Consider the following 20234-nt stretch of genomic DNA (forward strand, 5'->3'; position numbering starts at 1 on the left):
TCTCCTTACTCATCTTTTAAATTCTCCTCATGAAAATCCTTTCGCTTTCATTTACGGTATTGCTCACTTTCATATGCTTTGAAAATTCTGCTCAGAACTTTGAAGGAACTTGGACTGGTGGTATTCAGGGATTGCCCCTAATTTTTCAGATTGATAAGACCGAGTCAGGTTACACAGCAAAAATGCAAAGTCCCAAACAGAGCAAGCAGTTCTTGCCTATGACTTCCGTCAGGGTACAAAGTGATAGTCTCATCATGAAATTAGACGCCTATACGATTGAGTACAAGGGACAACTTGTAGGAGAAACCATTTCTGGAATTTTTACTCAAGGCGGGATGCGTTTTAGCATGGAGCTTTCGCGAAAGCCGTTTGATCCATCATCGATGAAGAGGCCTCAAGATCCTGAGCCACCTTACGCTTACCAAGTAGAAGAAGTCTCGTTTTTAAATAAAGATGCTAATAATATCAAACTTGCTGGAACGCTAACCTTACCGCCAGGCATAAAAAACCCGCCAGTAGCGGTCTTGATTTCGGGATCAGGACCACAAAATAGAAACGAGGAATTATTGAATCACAGACCATTTCTGGTTCTTGCAGATCATTTGACAAAAAATGGAATAGCCGTTTTGCGATACGATGATCGTGGAGTAGGAGAGTCAGAAGGCAATTATGCTACCGCCACGAGTGAAGACCTGGCTACAGATGCCGCTGCCGCCGTAGCTTATCTGAAAAGTCGTAGCGACGTAGATGGTAATAAAATTGGACTGATAGGACACAGCGAGGGCGGTTTGATCGCTCCCATGGTAATTGCAGATTATCAGGACGATGTGGCATTTTTCATATCACTTGCTGGTCCAGGAGTTTCTGGAAAGGAAGTTTTGCTACCCCAACTCAAAAAAATCGCTATACTCAATGGCGCTTCAGAAGAACTGGCCAATTATGAGAACCAAATGTTCAAAACCGTTTTTGAGAAAATAAATAATCACCCAAAACTTTCTCAAGCTGAAATGTCAAAGGAAATAGAGGAAATTATTTCAGATTTTGTGGCAAATGGCAGCGAAGATTTCAAAAAAGGCTATAATCAAGAAACACAACAGAGCATCGCTCAACAGTTTTCTCAAGACTGGATGCGATTCTTCATCACTCACGATCCCACAAATGACCTTCAGAAAGTTGATGTTCCTACTTTATTACTCAATGGCTCTCTAGATTATCAGATTATTCCAGAACTCAACTTGCCTGAAATGGAAAAGAAAATAAAGAGCAATGGCAATGAAGATGTAACCGTTATTGAATTTGACGGGATGAATCACTTATTCCAAAACGCAACCACCGGTGCAGGGTATGAATATGAAATGATTGATGAAACCATTGCGCCAAAAGTCCTGTCGACCATTTCAGAATGGATCAATGAGCGGTTTTGAAAATAAACAATTTAGAAATAGATTTAGCAAATTGTATCTTTTGCACACCTCTAATCGTTAACGAACTTAGACCACTGCGCTCGATGATGACCGACCTAAGAGAGAAAATCATTATCAAGCTTGGAGCAATCATAATTCTGAATTCTGAATTCAGAAAATTACCTCCAGTGATCTTTCTTGAGATTTGTCGCGGCGATGATCACGTCCATTCTGGATATTTGACCTATTAATTTTCCTTCCTCAATTACTGGAAACCTGCGATGTCCGCTTTTTAGGAATCGGGCGGCAGCATCAAAGAGATCGGCCTCTGCATCAATGGTAAAGACTTGTGGGGACATGAGGTCTGAGACCTTACGATCTGCTACGGGCATATTATGATAGCGGCTGTCGCCTATGACTTGCATGAGGTCTGTATCACTTATAATTCCCACGAGATTATTGCTCTCATCTACTACGGGACCACCTGTGATGCGTTGTTTCAAGATGATCTCCATTACCTCGTTGATGGTTTGGTCCGGTTTAAACGTAATGAGTTTACGTGTCATGTAGTCCTTGACCCTTATCGCATCACGCTTATTAGTCTTTGCTTCTGACCTGCGTCCTGTAAAACTTTTGATTCCCATAGCTTGTAATTTAATTTCCCTCTAATTTAAGCATTTGAGATGATAAATTCAACCGGAAGGTTTTTTTAGAATGAAAATCACTGGTCTTTCTTGAAATTTTTTGAGAATCTACTTTCTTTAAGATATGACATGAAATGATACAGCTTACGCTTTCGCGAAAGCGTAACTACCCATTTACAACACATTTAAATCTGCGCATCCCGTTCATAAATTTATCGTAAGCTCGCTATTGCATCTTATCTTTGTAAGCGCAAGAATGACTTATGAAAATAGAGAAAAAAGATATTTATAAAGCGCTTGAAACCATATCAGTACCGGGAGAAGGGCAAAATATGGTGGAGAGTGGAGCAGTGAAGAATGTGGTGGTTTTTGGTGAGGAGGTCGTTGTTGATATCACTATTGACAATCCTAGTTTACAAGCTAAGAAAAAGATAGAAGTGTCCATACTTCAAGCTATTCACAAAGAAGTTTATCAAAAAGCCCAGGTGAAGGTCAACCTCAAAGTTGAGGCTCCCACAACGGCGGATAATAAGAATTTAATTAAGGGAAAACCCATTCCTGGAATAGATAACATCATTGCAGTGGCCTCGGGAAAAGGTGGTGTAGGTAAATCTACGGTTACGGCAAACCTTGCGGTATCACTGGCAAAAATGGGCTTCAGTGTAGGTCTTCTTGACGCAGATATCTATGGGCCTAGTGCGACAATCATGTTTGACGTTGTCAATGAGCGCCCACTTTCGGTAAATGTGGACGGCAAGTCTAAAATGAAACCGGTGGAGAGTTATGGTGTAAAAGTCCTTTCAATAGGATTTTTTACGCAGCCTGATCAAGCGGTCGTATGGAGAGGTCCTATGGCGGCAAAGGCATTGAATCAAATGATTTTTGATGCGGCTTGGGGCAAACTAGACTTCTTGATCGTAGATCTCCCACCTGGAACGGGTGATATTCATCTGAGCATCATGCAATCTTTGCCATTGACCGGTGCAGTTGTGGTAAGCACGCCACAAAACGTTGCCCTAGCCGATGCCCGTAAGGGTGTTGCGATGTTCCAGCAAGACAGTATTCAGGTGCCAGTTTTAGGTATCGTGGAAAACATGGCTTATTTTTCACCTCCAGAGCTGCCAGAGAATAAATATTATATATTTGGTCAGCACGGAGCTAGAAACTTGGCAGAGGATCTTGATATTCCGTTCTTGGGAGAATTGCCACTAGTGCAGTCTATAAGAGAAGCCGGTGATGTAGGAAGGCCAGCAGCGATGCAAGAAGGTACCCCCACTGAAACTGCGTTCACCGAAATCACAAAGCGAGTCGTAGAGGAGACCGTAAGAAGAAATGATAACCTACCGCCCACCCAAGCCATCAAAATCACGACGATGGCAGGATGCAGCGCCGTAAAAAAATAATGATGAAAACAGGAGAAGAATTAAAGGCTGTTGTGCTGGAAGGACTGGAAGAAATACGTCCTTTTTTACAGCGAGATGCCGGAGATATTGAGCTGGTTGATATAGAAGATGACAAGCACGTGAAAGTCCGTTTAATGGGTACGTGTGTGGGTTGTCAAGTGAACCAAATGACCCTAAAGTCTGGTGTGGAGCTGACTATCAAAAAACATGCACCACAAATAGAAAGTGTGACTGATATTTCTGGAATGACTGTAGAGGAAGAGTTCAGAGATATAGTTGATGAATAAATCAAAATAAATTAGTGTAAAGAGAAAAGCGCGATCGTGAGATCGCGCTTTTTGCTATTCTGTATTTAGGTACGCCTTTAATTTACACGTTCAAGTCTGATTTCTGTAACTGTAGTCGATTCAAAATCGGTATCAGTCTCCACCTCTTGTGATCTAATTCTGAATCCAGATTCGGAGAATCTATCCACATCATACACAAGACCTCCCTCACCTGTACTAGTCAAGGTTAAAGTTCGAGCAGTTGTATTTATTGAATATGTTCCCGAATCGTCTATAGGTATTATTACGGGATCTTCAACTTCCACTGGATCGCTGCCAGTTTGAGAGGTTTCAGTGATTCTAATATTACCTGAAATTGAATATGTACCATTATCGTTTAGGTTAAATCTGGTACCACTAAATGTGTCTCCTTCAATATCGACAGTAGTAGTTACCTGATTGCCCGTTGCTTGAAGTGTCTCGACAATAGTTTCATTTGATTCAAAAAATGTTAACGTGTAAGTGCCTGCAATATTTTCTTGATTGAATTCAAAACCTGGCCCATCATCATCGCTACATGATGAGATTACTACAGCAAATAAAGCGATAAGCGCAATTTTAAAATTTTTCATAATAATTGATTTATTTAGTCAAAAAAAACATAAACGATCAGAAAGACTGTCAGTAGATTGTGTTAAAAGTTATAATAATGAAGGGTTTATTACTTAAAAGCATTTTCTCCAGTAATATCCAGACCGGTAATCAGTAAATGAATATCGTGGGTTCCTTCATAAGTGATAACGCTCTCGAGGTTCATACTGTGACGCATAATGCTGTACTCACCTGTAATTCCCATACCGCCCAGTATCTGTCTCGCATTGCGAGCAATATCAATGGCGATTTCAACATTATTTCTCTTGGCCATTGAGATTTGTGCGCTGGTGGCACGGCCTTCTTCACGCAATACGCCCAGTCTCCAGGCGAGAAGTTGTGCTTTAGTGATTTCGGTGATCATCTCGGCAAGCTTCTTTTGTTGCAATTGGAATCCAGCGATAGGTTTGCCAAACTGCTTACGCTCCTTGCTATAACGCAGTGCAGTGTCATAACAATCCATTGCGGCACCTATCGCACCCCAAGCGATACCAAATCTAGCACTGTCTAAACAGCTCAATGGAGCGCCCAGTCCCGTTCTGCCCAGTAAAATATTTGCTTTGGGAACTTTTACATCTTGAAAGATCAGTTCACCGGTCGCGCTGGCACGCAATGACCATTTGTTATGGGTTTCAGGAGTAGAGAAACCTTCCATGCCGCGCTCTACGATCACACCGTGGATACGGTCATTTTCATCTTTTGCCCAAACCACGGCAACGTCACAAAACGGGCTGTTAGAAATCCAAAGCTTAGCGCCGTTCAAGATCACGTGATCTCCCGCATCTTTGAATCGAGTGACCATGCCTCCAGGATTGGAACCATGATCAGGCTCAGTAAGACCGAAGGATCCCATAAATTCTCCAGAAGCCAGTTTAGGGAGAAATTTTTTTTTCTGTTCCTCGCTTCCATATTTCCAGATGGGATACATCACGAGTGAAGACTGCACTGAAGCGGTAGAACGCACACCGCTATCACCACGCTCGATTTCTTGCATGATAAGTCCGTACGAGATTTGATCCAGTCCGGCACCACCGTATTCTTCTGGAATGTAAGGGCCAAATGCGCCTATCTCAGCAAGACCGGGTATGATACTCTTAGGAAACTTAGCCTCTTGCGCAGCTTGTTCTATAATAGGAGAAACATCTCTCTTGACCCAAGCCCGCGCAGTATCACGGATCATTTTGTGTTCATCGGTCAGTAAGTCGTCCAGTTGATAGTAATCTGGAGCTTCAAAGAGATCTGGTTTCATAAGTGTTTTTTTAATGTTGATCTAGGTCGTAAAAATAACGATACACTAACTCAAATGAAGCACACAAACTGTCAGATTTTGTCGATTTCACAATTTCAAGTAGAAATCCTTGAAAAGTTCATAGGCTTCAGGTGTGTATTGATGTCTTTTCTCTTCTAAGATAAGCGTATTAAATTCAGTAGGACTTGTGGTGTTCTCGTCCCGATAGCTATCGGGATCGCGAAAGCGGAATTCCATCAAACATCGCTTCACTTTACTATCCTCAGTTCCTTTTATATAAGTGATACGGCTGGCCTCTAGTGTAAAATGATTTGCTATTTCCTTAAGCTCTTTTTCACGATCGCTGGGAATAATACAGGCAAATGTGCCCTCGCGATGGAGTAGTTTGTAGACGCCATAAATGAGTTCTTCAAAAGGCAGGGTCTCATCAAAACGTGCCACTGATCGATTGTTTCTGACCTCTTCACTTAGTGATTTGTGATCAAAAAAAGGTGGATTGCTCACGATCAGATCGTATTTATCCAGATCTTCTTCATCCTGGCTGTAGAATTCCTGAAAAGAAGCGTGATAACAGAACAAGCGATCGTTCCAAGGACTGTTTTCAAAATTTGCAGTCGCCTCCTCATAAGCATTGTCATCCAGTTCAATACCTTCTATTTCGGCACGAGAAAAGCGCTGAGCAAGCATTAATGCGATCACACCGGTACCGCTGCCAACATCTAAGATTGAATATGGCGTCTGGTTCTTGCAGCACCAAGCTCCCAGTAGAACCGCATCAGTACCTAATTTCTGGGCACTGCGAGATTGCTCAAGGTCAAACTGCTTGAATTGAAATACAGACATAATGCGTTTTTATGAAAGATAGAGTTCAACTAAACCCTCAGGTGTGGCGACATGGATCTCCTTATTCTCCCGATCTACCTTTTTAATGAAATGATCGTTGAGAGGGATGAGCAATTGGCGATCGCCTTTCTGGACCTCAAACAAAACTTGTGAAGTGGAGTCATTTATGTACTCAATAATGCCTATATCCCCATGAACCTCATCGATCATCTTAAAACCAATGACCTCGTGATAGTAAAATTTGTTTCCTTCCAGCGGCGGTAGAAAACTAAGAGGGAGGTATAGTTCTTTTTTAAGAAGTGCCTCTGCGGCGGCTTCATCTTCCACGTCTTCAAACTTTACCCTAAGAAGCATGGATTTATGCAGCTGGCTGCTTGAAATAAAAAACGGAACCAGTTTTTTACCGATTGCGATAAAAACTGATTCCATTTCTAAAAAAGTTTCAGGTTCGTCTGTGTCAAGCTTGACCAGCAACTCACCTTTGAAACTGAATTTGTTGACTATGGTGCCTACGTAAAAACAGTCTTCTTTACGCACCATAGTGTTTTACTCTTCTTCTCCAGTTTCTGCCTCACCTTCTACAGCTGGCTCTTCAGTAGCTTCTGGTTCTGGAGTGTTAGCTTTAATACGAGCTTCATTTACTGCTTTTTCAGCTTCAAGAGCTTTTTGGGCAGCAGCGTCTGCTTCAGCTTGAAGGCTAGATGCTTTTCCAGCTATCTTAGCTTCTTTTTCTTCTAGCCAAGCATTGAACTTTTCTTCGGCTTGCTCTTCAGTAAGGGCACCTTTCTTAACTCCACCTTGTAAATGCTTCTTAAGAAGAGCTCCTTTATATCTCAACAAAGAGTTTGCAGTATCAGTAGGCTGCGCTCCGTTATTTAACCACTTAATTGCGCTATCAACATCTAGGTTGATAGTAGCAGGGTTAGTGTTTGGGTTGTAGGTTCCTAGTTTTTCTAGAAAACGACCATCTCTTTTTGAGCGTGAGTCTGCAGCTACGATCCAGTAAAAAGGTTTTCCTTTTTTACCGTGTCTTTGTAATCTGATTTTTACGGGCATAACATTAAATTTTTGGGTTCCCGACCCGGGTTATTAATTTGAGCCTGCAAAAATAGATTTTTTTATTTACTCTCACAGAAGTTTGTAAATTTATTTACATTTGGAAGATTATATAATTCCAAAATGATGATGAAGCCCCTTAAGTCGATTTTCCTTCTTGTTGTTGCTGTAGTTTTATGCAGCTCATGTGAAAAAAATCTTGATGTCGATAATACTCCCGCCATTAATGCTAATAGAAACGGTGAGTTCTTTGGAGCGGAACGTATGGTTGCAGTTCAGAATGCAGATGGATCGCTCACTATTACTGGAGTTAACCCACTAGAGCAGCTTGTCATCAACTTAGAATCATCTTCTTTGGGAACTTATGAACTAGGACCTGGACAACTCAACGAGGCTATCTATGTGTTTAACAATGCCAATGCCTTTACAACAAATAGAGGTGCGGGAAGAGGTAGTGTACGCTTGCGATCCAGTGATGCTCCTAATTCTATTACCGGTTCTTTTGATTTCGTAAGTTACCTACCCGGTCAAGCTGATTCTTTGTACATGCGTCAGGGTATCATATATCAAGTGCCTTTTGGAAATCCCTTGAATGTTGATACTCCAGGTGACGGATTTCAGGCCTCATTTAATGCATTGATCGATGGCGTGGGACTAAATCCAAGCGCCGTAGTGCCATTTGTAACTGGCGGAAATATTACCATAAGCGCTGCAAATGACCAGCGCCAGACTATATCTTTACTTTTTCCAGAGGATATCGCGGTGGGAACTTATGATCTGGCTACTTCAAATGATATTATCCTTTCTTACACTCCAGGTTCAACACCGTTGATAGCGGAGATGGGGACATTTGAAATTACGGCAATCAATACTACAGATGGAACGGTAGCTGGAACATTTAGCGCTACATTATCTAATGGGATAGAGATCACTCAAGGTGTGTTTAGTGTAGAGTATTAGGCTTTTATTAGATCTTTAAGAAGATCTTTTTGCTTTTATAATCGATCACTGCTTTTGATGCGATTAAGAAGTCAGCTCCTAATAATCCTTGTACTGATTTCATGCTCTCTCCTTTGAGCGCATTGTTGATGTGGGTCATGTCCATGCTCAAAAAGGTAAAATCCTCATCGCTCCAATCGCCTAATTCCAGATTATTACCGCTTGAAATACGAGGTCTAAGCACGCCGCTTGCTGTGCTTATTTGACGGTCTAAAAACTCTGTTTCTAACTGAAACTCTTTGTACATCTCTTGATTAATACAACTTGCGCTCGCACCAGTATCGATTATAAAACGTCCTTGATGGCCGTTAATTGAAGCTTTTGTGACGATGTGGCCGGTTTTATTTGCTAATCTCATGTTGTGAGAGATATAGCCTTGTGATAAAAGAAATGTTTTTAAAGAGCCCATGAGATTAAAAATGGCAAATATAGACCTAGGTCATTTGAGTAAGTACTAATTGAGTATTTTGTCAATAACTTGAGGTCTTTGAGTCCTAATTATACAGCTTATTTTTGCGCAATGATTTTGACGGATACGCATACCCATTTATACAGTGAGGCTTTTGATGATGACCAGAAAGAAATGATGCAGCGAGCTATCGATGCTGGAGTAGACCGGTTTTTTGTCCCAGCAATTGATTCCACGTACACCAGTTCAATGTTGCAATTGAAAAAAGATTTCCCTTCAAAGGTGCATTTAATGGCAGGTCTTCACCCTACTCATGTGAAAGAAAATTTTAAAAAGGAACTGGCTCATGTAAAATCTTTACTTGAGAAAAAGTCAATGGTTGCGGTAGGTGAAATAGGTGTAGATCTATATTGGGAGCAAAAGTATTTTTCACAACAGTTGGAAGCTTTTGAAACTCAAATTTATTGGAGTTTAGAGCATAACTTGCCTATTGTAATTCACTGCCGCGATGCCTTTGATGAAGTTTTTGAAGTGCTTGAGAATTTCAGAGGAAAATCAGTTTCAGGCATTTTTCATTGCTTCACGGGTACTCTAGAGCATGCTAAACTTGCAGTGAACCTCAATCTCAAGTTGGGTATAGGAGGAGTGGTGACCTTTAAGAATGGTAAAATCGATCAATTTTTAGATCAAATAAATATAGAGAATATAGTCCTTGAAACAGATGCGCCTTATCTCGCTCCAGTTCCGTATCGAGGGAAACGTAACGAGAGTTCTTACCTTTTAAAAATCGCTGAGAAGGTTGCTCAAATTTACTCGATGTCTCTTGAGGAAGTAGCTCAAATTACGACAGATAATTCTCGCAATATTTTCGGTGTCTAGTCTTTAAAACCTACTTTTGAAAACTATGTCTATTGATCAATTAAACTTTGATGATATACGCTTCTTTAACAATGAAGAAGTAAAGGTGAGCCTAAAGAGTGCGGTACGTCACCCTATGATCAAAGAGCTATTAAGCTATTCTTTTCCAGATCGTGACTATGAGGAGGTTAAAGAGATTGTAGCATCTTGCGAGAGCATCGATGATTTCCAGCGTGACGTGATTTGTAAAACGGTGGAGCGTTTGATTACTGACACCTCTTCGGGAATGACTACCTCTGGTTTCGATCGGTTAGATCCTGTTACCTCATATTTATATATTTCTAATCATCGGGATATAGTCCTAGACACGTGCCTTCTCAATTATACCTTATTTAGTGAGGGGCTTATACGCACTGCTAGTGCCATAGGTGATAATCTTGTTGAAAAGCCTTTTGTGAATGCATTGAGTAAACTCACCCGCAACTTTATTGTAAAGCGAGGTTTAGGGCCTAGAGAGACTTTAAAAAGCAGTAGAAAGTTGAGTCGCTACATACGCAAGCTTCTGAAAGAAGATAATAGGAGTGTCTGGCTAGCTCAACGGCAAGGACGTACTAAGGATGGGAATGATCTTACTGAACAAGGAGTGCTCAAAATGCTGGCTCTAGCAGCTGGAGATCAAACAATAGAAGAATATCTATCTAATCTTAGAATTGTCCCAGTTTCCATTTCCTATGAGTATGATCCTACTGATCAGCTGAAAGTTCCTGAATTGCTAGCCAAGGCGGCCAAAGAAGATTACATTAAATCTGAGAATGAAGATTTCAATAGCATAATGAGTGGTGCCTTGGGTCAAAAAAAACACATTCACATCACTGCTGGTGAAACCATTAACGTTCAAAATCTAGAAGCTCAAAGTACTAATCAAGTGTTGCAAAAGGTTGCTGCGCATCTGGATCAAGTCATTTGGAGTAATTACAAACTCTGGCCTACTAATTATGTAGCCTATGATTTGCTTCATAACACTTCAGACTATCAGGAGTTTTATTCTGAGCATAACAAAAATCAATTTGAACGCAGGTTGCGATTGAGAGTAGAGGTGGGGAATAGCCTAGCGGTGGAAAGTTTCCTTTCTATGTATGCCCAGCCGGTAATCAATAAGGAAAAACTCACCTCGCTTCATGAAGCCTAAGATATTGCTGATATATACAGGTGGAACCATCGGTATGATCAAAGATCCAGAAACCGGTGCTCTCAAAGCATTCAATTTCTCTGAGTTACTGATTCATGTTCCAGAAATTAAACTGCTGTCTTGTGAAGTGGAGACCTGCTCGTTTGATGAGCCTATTGATTCCTCAAATATGAATATCGCTTACTGGGATGCACTAGCCTCTGTCGTAAATGAAAATTACGAGAACTATCTAGGTTTCGTAATCTTACATGGGAGTGATACGATGTCGCACACGGGTAGTGCTTTGAGTTTCATGTTTGAGAATATCAAAAAACCGGTAATCTTGACTGGGAGCCAGCTGCCTATTGGCGATCTACGTACAGACGCAAAGGAGAATTTGATCACCAGTCTACAACTAGCCTGTTTGCAAAATGATGAACAGCCGTTGATTCAAGAGGTTTGTATCTATTTTGAGTACCAACTGTACCGGGCAAACCGCACTGCAAAGATGAATGCAGAGCATTTTGAGGCATTCAGTTCGCCTAATTATCCGCCCCTGGCTATCAGTGGGGTTAATTTAAAGGTCGACCGCGATTTATTATGGGGTGCTAGTAGTGATACCGCTTTCGCGAAAGCGGGATTAAGAAACAACCGTTACGTCACACATGAAGACGGTATGATTTATAGGTCTGGTCTGGATAATAATGTGGTCATTCTGAAACTGTTTCCAGGCATCTCACCAGAAGTGGTGGGTGCAGTCTGTAATATTTCTAGTGTAAAAGGAATACTGCTGGAAACCTATGGAAGCGGTAATGCTCCCACAGAGCCTTGGTTTATTGATATTTTAAGAAGTACTATTCAGCGAGGAGTTTATATCGTGAATATCACACAGTGCCGTGGTGGCGCCGTGGTTATGGGTAAATATGAGACAAGTATGATCCTGCGACAAATAGGGGTGGTGTCTGGTGCAGATATGACTACTGAGGCAGCACTTGCTAAGATGATGTATTTGCTCCATCATTGTGATGATCTTGCGACGTTCAAACTAGTTTTTGAACGATCTATTAGAGGCGAGGTTACTCCTACTTATTGAACCTCATGTTTGAGTAATTCTCTACGGTTATGATAGCTAGATGATATAAATCCTTATTTTTGCAATCCAAAATTTAGTGAGGTGGCCGAGTGGTCGAAGGCGCACGCCTGGAAAGTGTGTATACGGCACAACCGTATCGAGGGTTCGAATCCCTTCCTCACTGCTTAAAGCAAAGCCTGATTTTCGTGAGAAAATCGGGCTTTCTACTTTTAGAGCGTCAAATGCCTGAAAGGTATTTGTAAGCGGTAAAAGTAGAAAGCCCGAGATCGCCCTAGCGATATGAGGCTTTATTTTCACGAGCGGCTTGAACAAGGGATCACGCAGTAACCCCCATTTTTTGTAAACGGTAAAAGTAGAAAGCCCGAGATCGCGGTAGCGGGATCAGGCTTTATTTTCACGAGCGGCTTGAACAAGGGATCACGCAGTAACCCCCATTTTTTGTAAACGGTAAAAGTAGAAAGCCCGAGATCGCGGTAGCGGGATCAGGCTTTATTTTCACGAGCGGCTTGAACAAGGGATCACGCAGTAATCCCCATTTTTTGTAAGCGGTAAAAGTAGTAAGCCCGAGATCGCGGTAGCGGGATCAGGCTTTATTTTCACGAGCGGCTTGAACGAGGGATCACGTAGTAATTCTAAATTGTATAAACATTCAAGCATCAACCTTGAAACTCACCCTCAGCATTCCGTGGTCTAAAAAAATAGCTTTCACAAAAAGATCGAGTTTATCGAAATATAGAGGATATATAAATTTTCTAATTCTGCATATGGCTTCTGGTATGACTGTTGTGCCTAGTTTGTAAGTAGTTATCTGTTTCGGCAAAGTTAAAAGTGGTACTTAGACTTAATCTCGTGGCACTGTTCTTCTCATTTAACCCAATAGTTTATATATTTACCCCTTAACAAGAAATTAAAATCAAATCAATAAATCTAAAAATGAAACAATCACTTTCAATTTTGTTCTTGGCAGTAGTTATGATGCTAGGTTTTGCTAATACCGCTACCGCTTCTACAAACACTTATGCCGCTGCTGCAACAGCGACAACGATTATTCAAGATGCTGCACCAGATGCTGATGATAACAAAACTTTTCACCAAGTTTTGAAACAACGTTTCATTGAAGGTGGTCCTGTATTCATGTCTTTCGTACTTATCTGTTTGATCCTAGGTCTTGCAATCGCCATCGAAAGAATCATTTACTTAAACCTTTCTACAACCAATTCTAAGAAGCTTGCAGCTAACGTAGAAGATGCTCTTAGAAGTGGTGGTGTTGAAGCTGCAAAAGACGTTTGTCGTAACACCAAAGGTCCTGTCGCTTCTATTTATTATCAAGGTCTCGACCGTGCCGATGAAAGTGTAGAGGCTGCTGAAAAAGCAGTTGTAGCTTATGGTGGTGTGCAAATGGGTCAGCTTGAAAAAAACGTTTCTTGGGTATCTTTATTTATCGCACTTGCTCCCATGCTTGGTTTTATGGGTACGGTATTAGGTATGATTACTGCATTTGACAACATTGAAACTGCCGGTGCTATGGAGCCTGCTCTTGTTGCGGGTGGTATTAAAGTAGCGCTTCTTACTACTGTATTTGGTCTTATTGTGGCGATCATCCTTCAGATTTTTTACAACTACATCATTGCTAAGATCGATAGTATCGTTAACGATATGGAAGATGCTTCTATTACGCTTATCGATATTCTTGTTGCTTACAAAAACAATAAACTGTAATAGTTTAAACTCTTTAAGATTATGATCTTACATAAAATTTTAAAATATCTTGTCATTCTATTGAGTGTCATTGCTGCTGCATTCTTCGTTTATACGATTGCGAGCGGTGATGATGCTATTGAGATTGATGAGAATGGAATTCAAGGCTCTACCGTAGTGCCCTTGATGTACCTGTCGTATATAATGCTCGCAGTTATCGTTGCTGCTGTAGTTTTATTCCTTTTCGTGAATTTAGCTTCTAACCCAAAAGCCCTCAAAAAGAGTTTGCTCTCAGTTGGCATCTTTCTTGTTGTAGTTGGAATATCCTATATAGTTTTTGCTGATGGTTCTGATGCTGCAAATAATGCTATTGAGCTGGATAACGGTGAGTACTTGAGTGAGAGTGGGTCAAAGTGGATCGATGTTTCTATCTATACCTTTTATATACTTGCTATTCTTGCTGTTGGTTCAATTATTTGGTCAGGGGCTACTAAACTCGTTAAAAAATAAATTATGGCTAGAAGATCTGCACCAGAAGTAAATGCAGGCTCGATGGCAGACATCGCATTCCTCTTATTGATCTTCTTCCTGGTTACGACAACCATTGAAGTCGATAGTGGAATCGCTAGTAAACTGCCACCGCCGCTTGAGGATGAAGTTGAGCCGCCACCGATTAAAAAGAAAAATATCTTTCAGGTGCTAGTAAACCAGAACAATCAATTACTGGTGAATGTTGGTGAAAAGGATGAGGCTATTCCTACAGAGGTTGATAAACTTACTGAAATGGCCGTGGCTTTTTTAGATAATGGAGGTGGAACTGAACCACGTAATGCTTGTAATTACTGTCAGGGTGAAGGTGATCCTAATTTATCCGACAATCCTAAAAAGGCGGTTATATCTTTACTTAATGATCGTCAAGCATCTTACAGCATGTATCTTACAGTAACTAATGAGTTAGTTAGGGCTTATACGCAATTGAGAAATCGGGAGGCAAAGAGATTATTCAATGAAACCTACGAGTCTATGGTTCAAAGATTGGCTGATTGGCCATCTACGGATCAAGATTCTCCTGAATATGAAAAGCTAGATGAACAGATTAAGGAAGTACGAGAACTATTTCCTCGAAATCTTTCAGAGGCTGAACCGCAAAACAGAGAATAACTATGTCAAAGTTTAAAAAGAAAAAAAGTGGTGATTTGCCACCAGTTTCTACAGCATCGTTACCAGATATTGTTTTTATGCTTCTGTTTTTCTTTATGGTTGCAACAGTAATGCGTGAGGATGAGTTGATGATCAAGAACACGTTGCCACAAGCAAATCAGGTGGAAAAGCTTGAGTCTAAAAACAAATTGGTGTACATCTATATAGGAAAACCCACTTCTAGCTACCAAAATCAACACGGTACTAATGAAGTAGTCCAGTTAGGAGATAAAATTTCTTCCGTTTCAGAGGTGCAAACGTTTATTAATACAAAGCGTAATGCGATGCCAGAAGATGTTCAGGACGAAATGATGGTTTCTTTAAAGGTAGATAGAGACTCAAAGGTCGGTATTTTAACCGATGTAAAGCAGGAGTTGAGAGATGCAATGGCACTCAAAATTAATTACACTGCCAGTCAGGGTGATCCTATGATTAATATCAATAGAAGACAATAATTGTTTTGCTTTAATTGTATTCAACCGCCTGCTTTTTCAGGCGGTTTTTTTATGTCTATACCTTTTCAGTCTACAGAGTTTTTCATCCAATTCAACATATATTTACGTATGAAGAAAATCTTGCTTGCCATACTTTATTTAGCACCTATTTATTGCTGTATAGCTCAAGATTCTGATGATGCAGAAGATGACAACGCAATTCCCAACGTAGTTGATTCTTTATATCGAGAAGACCAATTTTATGTAGGTTTATCTTTCAACCTACTTACAAATACACCAAGCAATTTTTCTCAAAATGGATTCTCAGGTGGTCTCCATCTTGGCTTCATTAGAGACATGCCTATTAATGAACAGCGTAACATCGCAATCGGCGTTGGTTTGGGATGGTCTACAAATACGTTCAATTCTAACGTAGTTTTCTCTGAAAATCCCGAAGGGAATACCATCGTAGTAGTGAACCCTGACCGCGATGCCGTCGATAGCAATCGGTTCAATACAAATTTGATCGAGATGCCTTTACAGTTCAGGTGGCGCACGAGTACACCGACTAAGTTTAGCTTCTGGCGAATTTATACTGGGATAAAAGTTGGTTACCTGTACGCGTTTAGATCCTCGTTTCGTGGTGAGAATGGAAAAGTGAACCTAGGAGATCCAGACGGATTGAATCGATGGCGCTATTTTGCCACTTTAACCGTAGGTAATGGAAGTTTTAATGCTTTTGTGCAATATGGGCTTAACCCATTTTTCAATGATTTAAATACGGTTGAGAACGGAACTCTTGATTTACAGACGATCAAAGTAGGTATCGAGTTCTATCTACTATAAGTGCTGGAGTCTTAGGTCTAGGTTATGGCTTCAAGATAATACTGCGCCATTGAAAGTTGCGCAACAAGTCCTACTAAAAATCCGAAGTTCAATTCATGTCCCTTATGTGCTTTCATGTAAAGCCGGGAGCTAGCAGTTAGACCAGAAGCGATAATAATTCCTATAATGTAGTAAAGCATGGGAATGCCAGCGATAATTGCCATAGTTAATGAAAAACCCAGCATTCCGCCCATGGCCATGAGGTGAAGACTTATCTTGTACCTGACGATACTCAATACACCCGCTACTACCGTTGCAGCGAGAACTCCTAAGAAAAAATAGTACAGCGACAGATGAAGAAAGTCTGAAAAGACGCTTCTCAATAAAATAATGAGAAGCGCAGCGTATATCCCTAAAGGGATAATCCGTTCGCGCGGCGTTTCAAGATGAACACTACGTACTAATTTTAAAACTTTCAGAATCAAATAAATCAGCAGCGGGATGGCAGCGGTCAGTAAAGTGATTAAATACAGCTTGTATCTGGCTTGTTCAGGATCGTAGAAGTCCGCATAGTTGAAATACCATAAACTCACAAGTGCGGGTATAAAAATAGGATTGACGATAAAGCTCCAGAGCCTCAAAATCCTGCCCATACACTAGATTTCTTTACGCAAGCGTGCCACGGGAATGTCGAGTTGCTCACGATATTTTGCGATGGTTCTTCGAGCGATCAAATAACCTTTTTCTTTAAGGATACCTACTAGCTTTTGGTCAGTAAGTGGCTTTCTTTTATCCTCTTCTTGAATAACGGTTTCCAGTATTTTCTTTATTTCTCGAGTAGAAACTTCTTCACCATCAGAATTCGTCATGGATTCAGAGAAGAACTCTTTGATAAGTTTAGTCCCGTAAGGGGTGTCTACATACTTTGAATTTGCTACCCGGGAAACCGTAGAAACATCCATCTGAATCTTATCTGCAATATCCTTAAGGATCATGGGACGCAAGTTGCGCTCATCACCCGTCATGAAATATTCCTTTTGATATTCCATAATGGTAGACATCGTCATGAAGAGCGTCTGCTGGCGTTGCTTAATGGCCTCAATAAACCATTTTGCACCGTCCAGTTTTTGCTTAATGAACATAACGGCGTCCTTCTGAGATTTTGTTTTCTCCTTAGCTTCCTTATATCCTTTGAGCATATTTGAGTAATCTCTGCTCACATGCAATTCTGGAGCATTTCTGCCATTTAAGGTCAGTTCTAATTCTCCATCCTTAATACGGATCACGAAATCTGGAACCACTTGTTCCACCATACGCGTGCTGCCACCGGCGTACGAACTTCCAGGTTTGGGATTTAAATGCTCAATCTCGTCGATCGCATCCCGCAATTCATCTTCCGTGATGTTGTATTTGGCAATCAGCTTAGAATAGTGCTTCTTGCTAAAAGCATTAAAACTATCTCTGATCAATTTAAGTGCGAGTTCAGTGCTTGGAGTTTCTCGCTTTCGCGAAAGCTGAATCGTTAAACATTCCTGTAAACTTCTTGCTCCTACACCAGCTGGATCGAGGCTATGAACCACTTTAAGAACCTTTTCCACTTTTTCAACATCTGTATAGATATTTTGGGTAAAGGCGAGATCATCGGCTATGTCTTCCAGCGATCTGCGTATGTAGCCGCTATTGTCAATGCTTCCTACCAGATATTCTGCGATTTCAAACTCTTCATCATCTAGGCGTAAGGTTCTAAGCTGATCCCGTAAAGTTTGTGTGAACGACTTTCCCGAAGCATAAGGAATACTTTTCTCGTCATCGTCTGCACTGTAGTTGTTAGCTCTGGTACGATAATCTGGGACATCATCATCGCTTAGATAATCATCTACATTGATTTCTGTCTCGATGGACTCGTTGCCGTCTTCGTAGTCATTTTCATTTGAAAATTCATCAAAATCGTCTTCGCTCTTTTCCTTACCGCTATCGAGTGCAGGATTTTCCTCAAGTTCTGCTTTGACGCGCTGTTCAAAAGCCTGCGTAGGCAGTTGAATAAGCTTCATCAATTGAATTTGCTGAGGAGAAAGCTTCTGCGAAAGCTTGAAATTAAGCGACTGTTTAAGCATGGATTTCCAGTTGTAGGGTAAATGTACTAAATGCGGTATTTAGCTCAGCTGGATTTGTTAAAAAAATAACGTGGTTGCAATCTTATAATAGCGACTCAATCCATAAATCATTCTTGTCACTCTGAACGTGAGTGTACGAGCGTTCCGATAGCTATCGGAACAGAGTCTTCGTAGTGAAGTCTCGATAATGAAATCTCGAGACAAATGGAATCCAAAGTCCCAATCAAGCAGATGCTGAATGTCGCAAAGCTCTTTCAGCATGACAGACCAAATTAAAGAACTGTCACTCTGAACGTGAGTGTACGAGCGTTCCGATAGTTATCGGAACAGAGTCTTCGTAGTTTACACTCGATAAAAAACCTTGATACAAATGGATTTTGAAGTCCCGATCAAGGAGATGCTGTCCCGACAGCTGTACGGGACTGCGCTGGGCTTGTTCAGCATGACAAGAAAGAAATAAAATAATTATTCTCTAAAACTCTGCGTTGCCCGGTGTTCTCGGGTATGGAATCACGTCTCTAATGTTAGTCATACCAGTTACAAACATGACTAATCGCTCAAAGCCTAGTCCAAAGCCGCTGTGTACCACACTACCAAATTTGCGCATCTCCAGATACCACCACAGTTCCTCTTCTGGGATATTCATGTCGTGCATTTTCTGCTTGAGAACGTCGTATCGTTCTTCACGCTGTGAACCACCTACGATCTCGCCTATCCCAGGGAACAAGATATCCATGGCCCTCACGGTTTTCCTTCCTTCATCGTCGGCTTCATTGAGGCGCATGTAGAATGCCTTGATGGTCGCTGGATAGTCAAATAAAATGACCGGGCACTCAAAATGTTTCTCAACAAGATAGCGCTCGTGCTCAGATTGCAGATCAGCTCCCCATTGATCCACTGGGTATTTGAACTTTTTCTTTTTGTTAGGCTTGCTGTTTCTCAGGATGTCGATCGCCTCAGTGTATGAAACGCGTTTGAAGTTGTTCTTTAAAACAAATTTAAGCTTGTCACGTAAAGGCATGGGGCTGCGTTCTGCGGCATGCTTTTGCTTGTCTTCGTTTTCAAGGCGTTGCTCTAGAAACTCGATATCATCGGCACAGTTTTTCATGGCGTAGTCGATCACGTACTTCATGAAATCTTCAGCGAGATCCATATTTGCAGCTAGATCGTTAAAAGCTACCTCTGGCTCAATCATCCAGAACTCGGCAAGGTGGCGTGACGTGTTAGAATTCTCAGCACGAAACGTAGGGCCAAAGGTGTAAACCTGTCCCAGTCCCATCGCGTAGGTCTCTGCCTCCAGCTGTCCGGAAACAGTCAGATTTGCCTCTTTTTCAAAAAAGTCTTTACTATAGTCTACTTTTCCTTCTTCAGTAAGCGGCGGATTTTTCGGATCCAGCGTACTCACCCTAAACATCTCACCAGCACCTTCTGCATCGCTACCCGTGAGAATAGGCGTGTGCGCCTGATAAAAACCTTGCTCTTGAAAGTATTTATGCACGGCAAAGGATAATGCTGCTCGTACACGCATCACTGCGCCAAAAGTATTAGTACGCACCCGTAAATGAGCCTGCTCTCTCAAGGTGTCCAGTTTGTGCCTTTTGGGAGAAAGAACGGTTTTCTTCACGTCTTCAGGATCTGCCGTAGCGAGTATCTTGACCATAGAAGTTTGAAGTTCCACTCGTTGTCCAGAACCTTGACTTTCTACAAGATGTCCTTTAACCTCAACGGCAGCCGCAACATTTATGCTCTGCAAGATATCTTGGGCATGATTTTCTGGCTCGATCACACACTGTAGGTTGTTGATAGTGGAACCGTCGTTCAAAGCTATAAATCGGTCGTTTCTAAAGCTACGTACCCATCCTCTCACGGTCATTTCAATCAAGCTAGGCTCTGCCTGCAATATCTCTGCTATTCTTTTCAT

22 protein-coding genes and 1 tRNA gene are annotated in these 20234 nt (G+C 41.2%); 13 read left to right on the forward strand and 10 right to left on the reverse strand.

Annotated elements, in window-relative coordinates:
* Window positions 1-29: 29 nt before the first annotated feature.
* Window positions 30-1424: an alpha/beta hydrolase family protein gene (locus BST97_RS12605; RefSeq protein WP_085767577.1), complete on the forward strand. Its 1395-nt coding sequence runs from the start codon at window positions 30-32 to the stop codon at window positions 1422-1424.
* 158 nt (window positions 1425-1582) lie between these two features.
* On the opposite strand, the gene BST97_RS12610 is transcribed toward BST97_RS12605, so the two are convergent.
* Window positions 1583-2047 (reverse strand): CBS domain-containing protein, encoded by a 465-nt coding sequence (locus BST97_RS12610; RefSeq protein ID WP_085767578.1) that lies wholly within the window; start codon window positions 2045-2047, stop codon window positions 1583-1585.
* A 263-nt stretch (window positions 2048-2310) separates the two neighbouring features.
* Between BST97_RS12610 and BST97_RS12615 the strand changes: the two genes are divergently transcribed.
* Window positions 2311-3450, forward strand: coding sequence for an Mrp/NBP35 family ATP-binding protein (locus BST97_RS12615; protein WP_085767579.1), 1140 nt, complete (start codon window positions 2311-2313; stop codon window positions 3448-3450).
* Window positions 3451-3452: 2 nt separating this feature from the next.
* On the forward strand, window positions 3453-3737 hold the full coding sequence (locus BST97_RS12620; RefSeq protein WP_085768254.1) for a NifU family protein: 285 nt from the start codon (window positions 3453-3455) through the stop codon (window positions 3735-3737).
* Window positions 3738-3814: 77 nt separating this feature from the next.
* On the opposite strand, the gene BST97_RS12625 is transcribed toward BST97_RS12620, so the two are convergent.
* The 5 genes from BST97_RS12625 to BST97_RS12645 all read right to left on the reverse strand — a co-directional run bounded on the left by BST97_RS12625 (window position 3815) and on the right by BST97_RS12645 (window position 7515).
* On the reverse strand, window positions 3815-4348 hold the full coding sequence (locus BST97_RS12625) for a hypothetical protein (RefSeq protein WP_085767580.1): 534 nt from the start codon (window positions 4346-4348) through the stop codon (window positions 3815-3817).
* Window positions 4349-4437: 89 nt separating this feature from the next.
* Complete coding sequence (locus tag BST97_RS12630) at window positions 4438-5616, reverse strand: acyl-CoA dehydrogenase family protein (protein WP_085767581.1); 1179 nt, start codon at window positions 5614-5616, stop codon at window positions 4438-4440.
* Between the two features lie 87 nt (window positions 5617-5703).
* Window positions 5704-6459, reverse strand: coding sequence for a tRNA1(Val) (adenine(37)-N6)-methyltransferase (locus BST97_RS12635; protein WP_085767582.1), 756 nt, complete (start codon window positions 6457-6459; stop codon window positions 5704-5706).
* Window positions 6460-6468: 9 nt separating this feature from the next.
* Window positions 6469-6996, reverse strand: a complete 528-nt coding sequence (gene rimM / locus BST97_RS12640) for a ribosome maturation factor RimM (RefSeq protein WP_085768255.1) — start codon at window positions 6994-6996, stop codon at window positions 6469-6471.
* 9 nt (window positions 6997-7005) lie between these two features.
* The gene (locus BST97_RS12645) at window positions 7006-7515 is read right to left on the reverse strand and encodes a 30S ribosomal protein S16 (RefSeq protein ID WP_085767583.1); all 510 of its coding nucleotides are present in this window, start codon (window positions 7513-7515) and stop codon (window positions 7006-7008) included.
* Between the two features lie 123 nt (window positions 7516-7638).
* Between BST97_RS12645 and BST97_RS12650 the strand changes: the two genes are divergently transcribed.
* The gene (locus tag BST97_RS12650; protein ID WP_085767584.1) at window positions 7639-8475 is read left to right on the forward strand and encodes a DUF6252 family protein; all 837 of its coding nucleotides are present in this window, start codon (window positions 7639-7641) and stop codon (window positions 8473-8475) included.
* A 7-nt stretch (window positions 8476-8482) separates the two neighbouring features.
* Here the strand turns inward: BST97_RS12650 and BST97_RS12655 are convergent, their stop codons facing one another.
* The gene (locus tag BST97_RS12655; protein ID WP_245833574.1) at window positions 8483-8872 is read right to left on the reverse strand and encodes a retropepsin-like aspartic protease family protein; all 390 of its coding nucleotides are present in this window, start codon (window positions 8870-8872) and stop codon (window positions 8483-8485) included.
* A 162-nt stretch (window positions 8873-9034) separates the two neighbouring features.
* Between BST97_RS12655 and BST97_RS12660 the strand changes: the two genes are divergently transcribed.
* The 9 genes from BST97_RS12660 (at window position 9035) to BST97_RS12700 (ending at window position 16220) form a co-directional block, all read left to right on the forward strand.
* The gene (locus BST97_RS12660; RefSeq protein WP_085767586.1) at window positions 9035-9802 is read left to right on the forward strand and encodes a TatD family hydrolase; all 768 of its coding nucleotides are present in this window, start codon (window positions 9035-9037) and stop codon (window positions 9800-9802) included.
* A 25-nt stretch (window positions 9803-9827) separates the two neighbouring features.
* Window positions 9828-10970 (forward strand): 1-acyl-sn-glycerol-3-phosphate acyltransferase, encoded by a 1143-nt coding sequence (locus BST97_RS12665; protein ID WP_085767587.1) that lies wholly within the window; start codon window positions 9828-9830, stop codon window positions 10968-10970.
* The gene (locus BST97_RS12670; RefSeq protein WP_085767588.1) at window positions 10960-12042 is read left to right on the forward strand and encodes an asparaginase; all 1083 of its coding nucleotides are present in this window, start codon (window positions 10960-10962) and stop codon (window positions 12040-12042) included. The genes BST97_RS12665 and BST97_RS12670 overlap by 11 nt, the downstream gene beginning before the upstream one ends.
* A 75-nt stretch (window positions 12043-12117) precedes the next feature.
* A tRNA-Ser gene (locus BST97_RS12675) sits at window positions 12118-12205 on the forward strand.
* A gap of 770 nt (window positions 12206-12975) precedes the next feature.
* Window positions 12976-13761, forward strand: a complete 786-nt coding sequence (locus BST97_RS12680) for a MotA/TolQ/ExbB proton channel family protein (RefSeq protein WP_085767589.1) — start codon at window positions 12976-12978, stop codon at window positions 13759-13761.
* 21 nt (window positions 13762-13782) lie between these two features.
* Window positions 13783-14250 (forward strand): hypothetical protein, encoded by a 468-nt coding sequence (locus tag BST97_RS12685; RefSeq protein ID WP_085767590.1) that lies wholly within the window; start codon window positions 13783-13785, stop codon window positions 14248-14250.
* Between the two features lie 3 nt (window positions 14251-14253).
* Window positions 14254-14901, forward strand: a complete 648-nt coding sequence (locus BST97_RS12690) for an ExbD/TolR family protein (protein WP_085767591.1) — start codon at window positions 14254-14256, stop codon at window positions 14899-14901.
* A gap of 2 nt (window positions 14902-14903) precedes the next feature.
* The gene (locus tag BST97_RS12695; RefSeq protein ID WP_085767592.1) at window positions 14904-15395 is read left to right on the forward strand and encodes an ExbD/TolR family protein; all 492 of its coding nucleotides are present in this window, start codon (window positions 14904-14906) and stop codon (window positions 15393-15395) included.
* Window positions 15396-15503: 108 nt separating this feature from the next.
* Complete coding sequence (locus BST97_RS12700; protein WP_085768256.1) at window positions 15504-16220, forward strand: porin family protein; 717 nt, start codon at window positions 15504-15506, stop codon at window positions 16218-16220.
* 17 nt (window positions 16221-16237) lie between these two features.
* On the opposite strand, the gene BST97_RS12705 is transcribed toward BST97_RS12700, so the two are convergent.
* The 3 genes from BST97_RS12705 to asnS form a co-directional block, all read right to left on the reverse strand.
* Window positions 16238-16852, reverse strand: coding sequence for a hypothetical protein (locus BST97_RS12705; protein WP_085767593.1), 615 nt, complete (start codon window positions 16850-16852; stop codon window positions 16238-16240).
* Between the two features lie 3 nt (window positions 16853-16855).
* A complete protein-coding gene (gene rpoN, locus BST97_RS12710) occupies window positions 16856-18313 on the reverse strand; it encodes an RNA polymerase factor sigma-54 (RefSeq protein ID WP_085767594.1) in 1458 nt (485 codons plus the stop codon).
* Between the two features lie 472 nt (window positions 18314-18785).
* Entirely contained in the window at window positions 18786-20234 is a 1449-nt protein-coding gene (asnS, locus tag BST97_RS12715) for an asparagine--tRNA ligase (RefSeq protein WP_085767595.1), read from the reverse strand.

The organism is Nonlabens spongiae (assembly GCF_002117125.1).
Taxonomy (GTDB): Bacteria; Bacteroidota; Bacteroidia; order Flavobacteriales; family Flavobacteriaceae; genus Nonlabens; species Nonlabens spongiae.

What these genes read in the sequence shown, in the direction of transcription:
- BST97_RS12665 (WP_085767587.1), top strand. Translation starts at nt 9,828, where the DNA reads ATGTCTATTGATCAATTAAACTTTGATGATATACGCTTCTTTAACAAT.
- BST97_RS12615 (WP_085767579.1), top strand. Translation starts at nt 2,311, where the DNA reads ATGAAAATAGAGAAAAAAGATATTTATAAAGCGCTTGAAACCATATCA.
- BST97_RS12695 (WP_085767592.1), top strand. Translation starts at nt 14,904, where the DNA reads ATGTCAAAGTTTAAAAAGAAAAAAAGTGGTGATTTGCCACCAGTTTCT.
- BST97_RS12690 (WP_085767591.1), top strand. Translation starts at nt 14,254, where the DNA reads ATGGCTAGAAGATCTGCACCAGAAGTAAATGCAGGCTCGATGGCAGAC.
- BST97_RS12620 (WP_085768254.1), top strand. Translation starts at nt 3,453, where the DNA reads ATGAAAACAGGAGAAGAATTAAAGGCTGTTGTGCTGGAAGGACTGGAA.
- rpoN (WP_085767594.1), bottom strand. Translation starts at nt 18,313, where the DNA reads ATGCTTAAACAGTCGCTTAATTTCAAGCTTTCGCAGAAGCTTTCTCCT.
- BST97_RS12625 (WP_085767580.1), bottom strand. Translation starts at nt 4,348, where the DNA reads ATGAAAAATTTTAAAATTGCGCTTATCGCTTTATTTGCTGTAGTAATC.
- BST97_RS12610 (WP_085767578.1), bottom strand. Translation starts at nt 2,047, where the DNA reads ATGGGAATCAAAAGTTTTACAGGACGCAGGTCAGAAGCAAAGACTAAT.
- BST97_RS12630 (WP_085767581.1), bottom strand. Translation starts at nt 5,616, where the DNA reads ATGAAACCAGATCTCTTTGAAGCTCCAGATTACTATCAACTGGACGAC.
- BST97_RS12645 (WP_085767583.1), bottom strand. Translation starts at nt 7,515, where the DNA reads ATGCCCGTAAAAATCAGATTACAAAGACACGGTAAAAAAGGAAAACCT.
- BST97_RS12680 (WP_085767589.1), top strand. Translation starts at nt 12,976, where the DNA reads ATGAAACAATCACTTTCAATTTTGTTCTTGGCAGTAGTTATGATGCTA.
- BST97_RS12700 (WP_085768256.1), top strand. Translation starts at nt 15,504, where the DNA reads ATGAAGAAAATCTTGCTTGCCATACTTTATTTAGCACCTATTTATTGC.
- BST97_RS12705 (WP_085767593.1), bottom strand. Translation starts at nt 16,852, where the DNA reads ATGGGCAGGATTTTGAGGCTCTGGAGCTTTATCGTCAATCCTATTTTT.
- BST97_RS12655 (WP_245833574.1), bottom strand. Translation starts at nt 8,872, where the DNA reads ATGAGATTAGCAAATAAAACCGGCCACATCGTCACAAAAGCTTCAATT.
- BST97_RS12660 (WP_085767586.1), top strand. Translation starts at nt 9,035, where the DNA reads ATGATTTTGACGGATACGCATACCCATTTATACAGTGAGGCTTTTGAT.
- BST97_RS12605 (WP_085767577.1), top strand. Translation starts at nt 30, where the DNA reads ATGAAAATCCTTTCGCTTTCATTTACGGTATTGCTCACTTTCATATGC.
- BST97_RS12670 (WP_085767588.1), top strand. Translation starts at nt 10,960, where the DNA reads ATGAAGCCTAAGATATTGCTGATATATACAGGTGGAACCATCGGTATG.
- BST97_RS12635 (WP_085767582.1), bottom strand. Translation starts at nt 6,459, where the DNA reads ATGTCTGTATTTCAATTCAAGCAGTTTGACCTTGAGCAATCTCGCAGT.
- BST97_RS12650 (WP_085767584.1), top strand. Translation starts at nt 7,639, where the DNA reads ATGATGATGAAGCCCCTTAAGTCGATTTTCCTTCTTGTTGTTGCTGTA.
- BST97_RS12685 (WP_085767590.1), top strand. Translation starts at nt 13,783, where the DNA reads ATGATCTTACATAAAATTTTAAAATATCTTGTCATTCTATTGAGTGTC.
- asnS (WP_085767595.1), bottom strand. Translation starts at nt 20,234, where the DNA reads ATGAAAAGAATAGCAGAGATATTGCAGGCAGAGCCTAGCTTGATTGAA.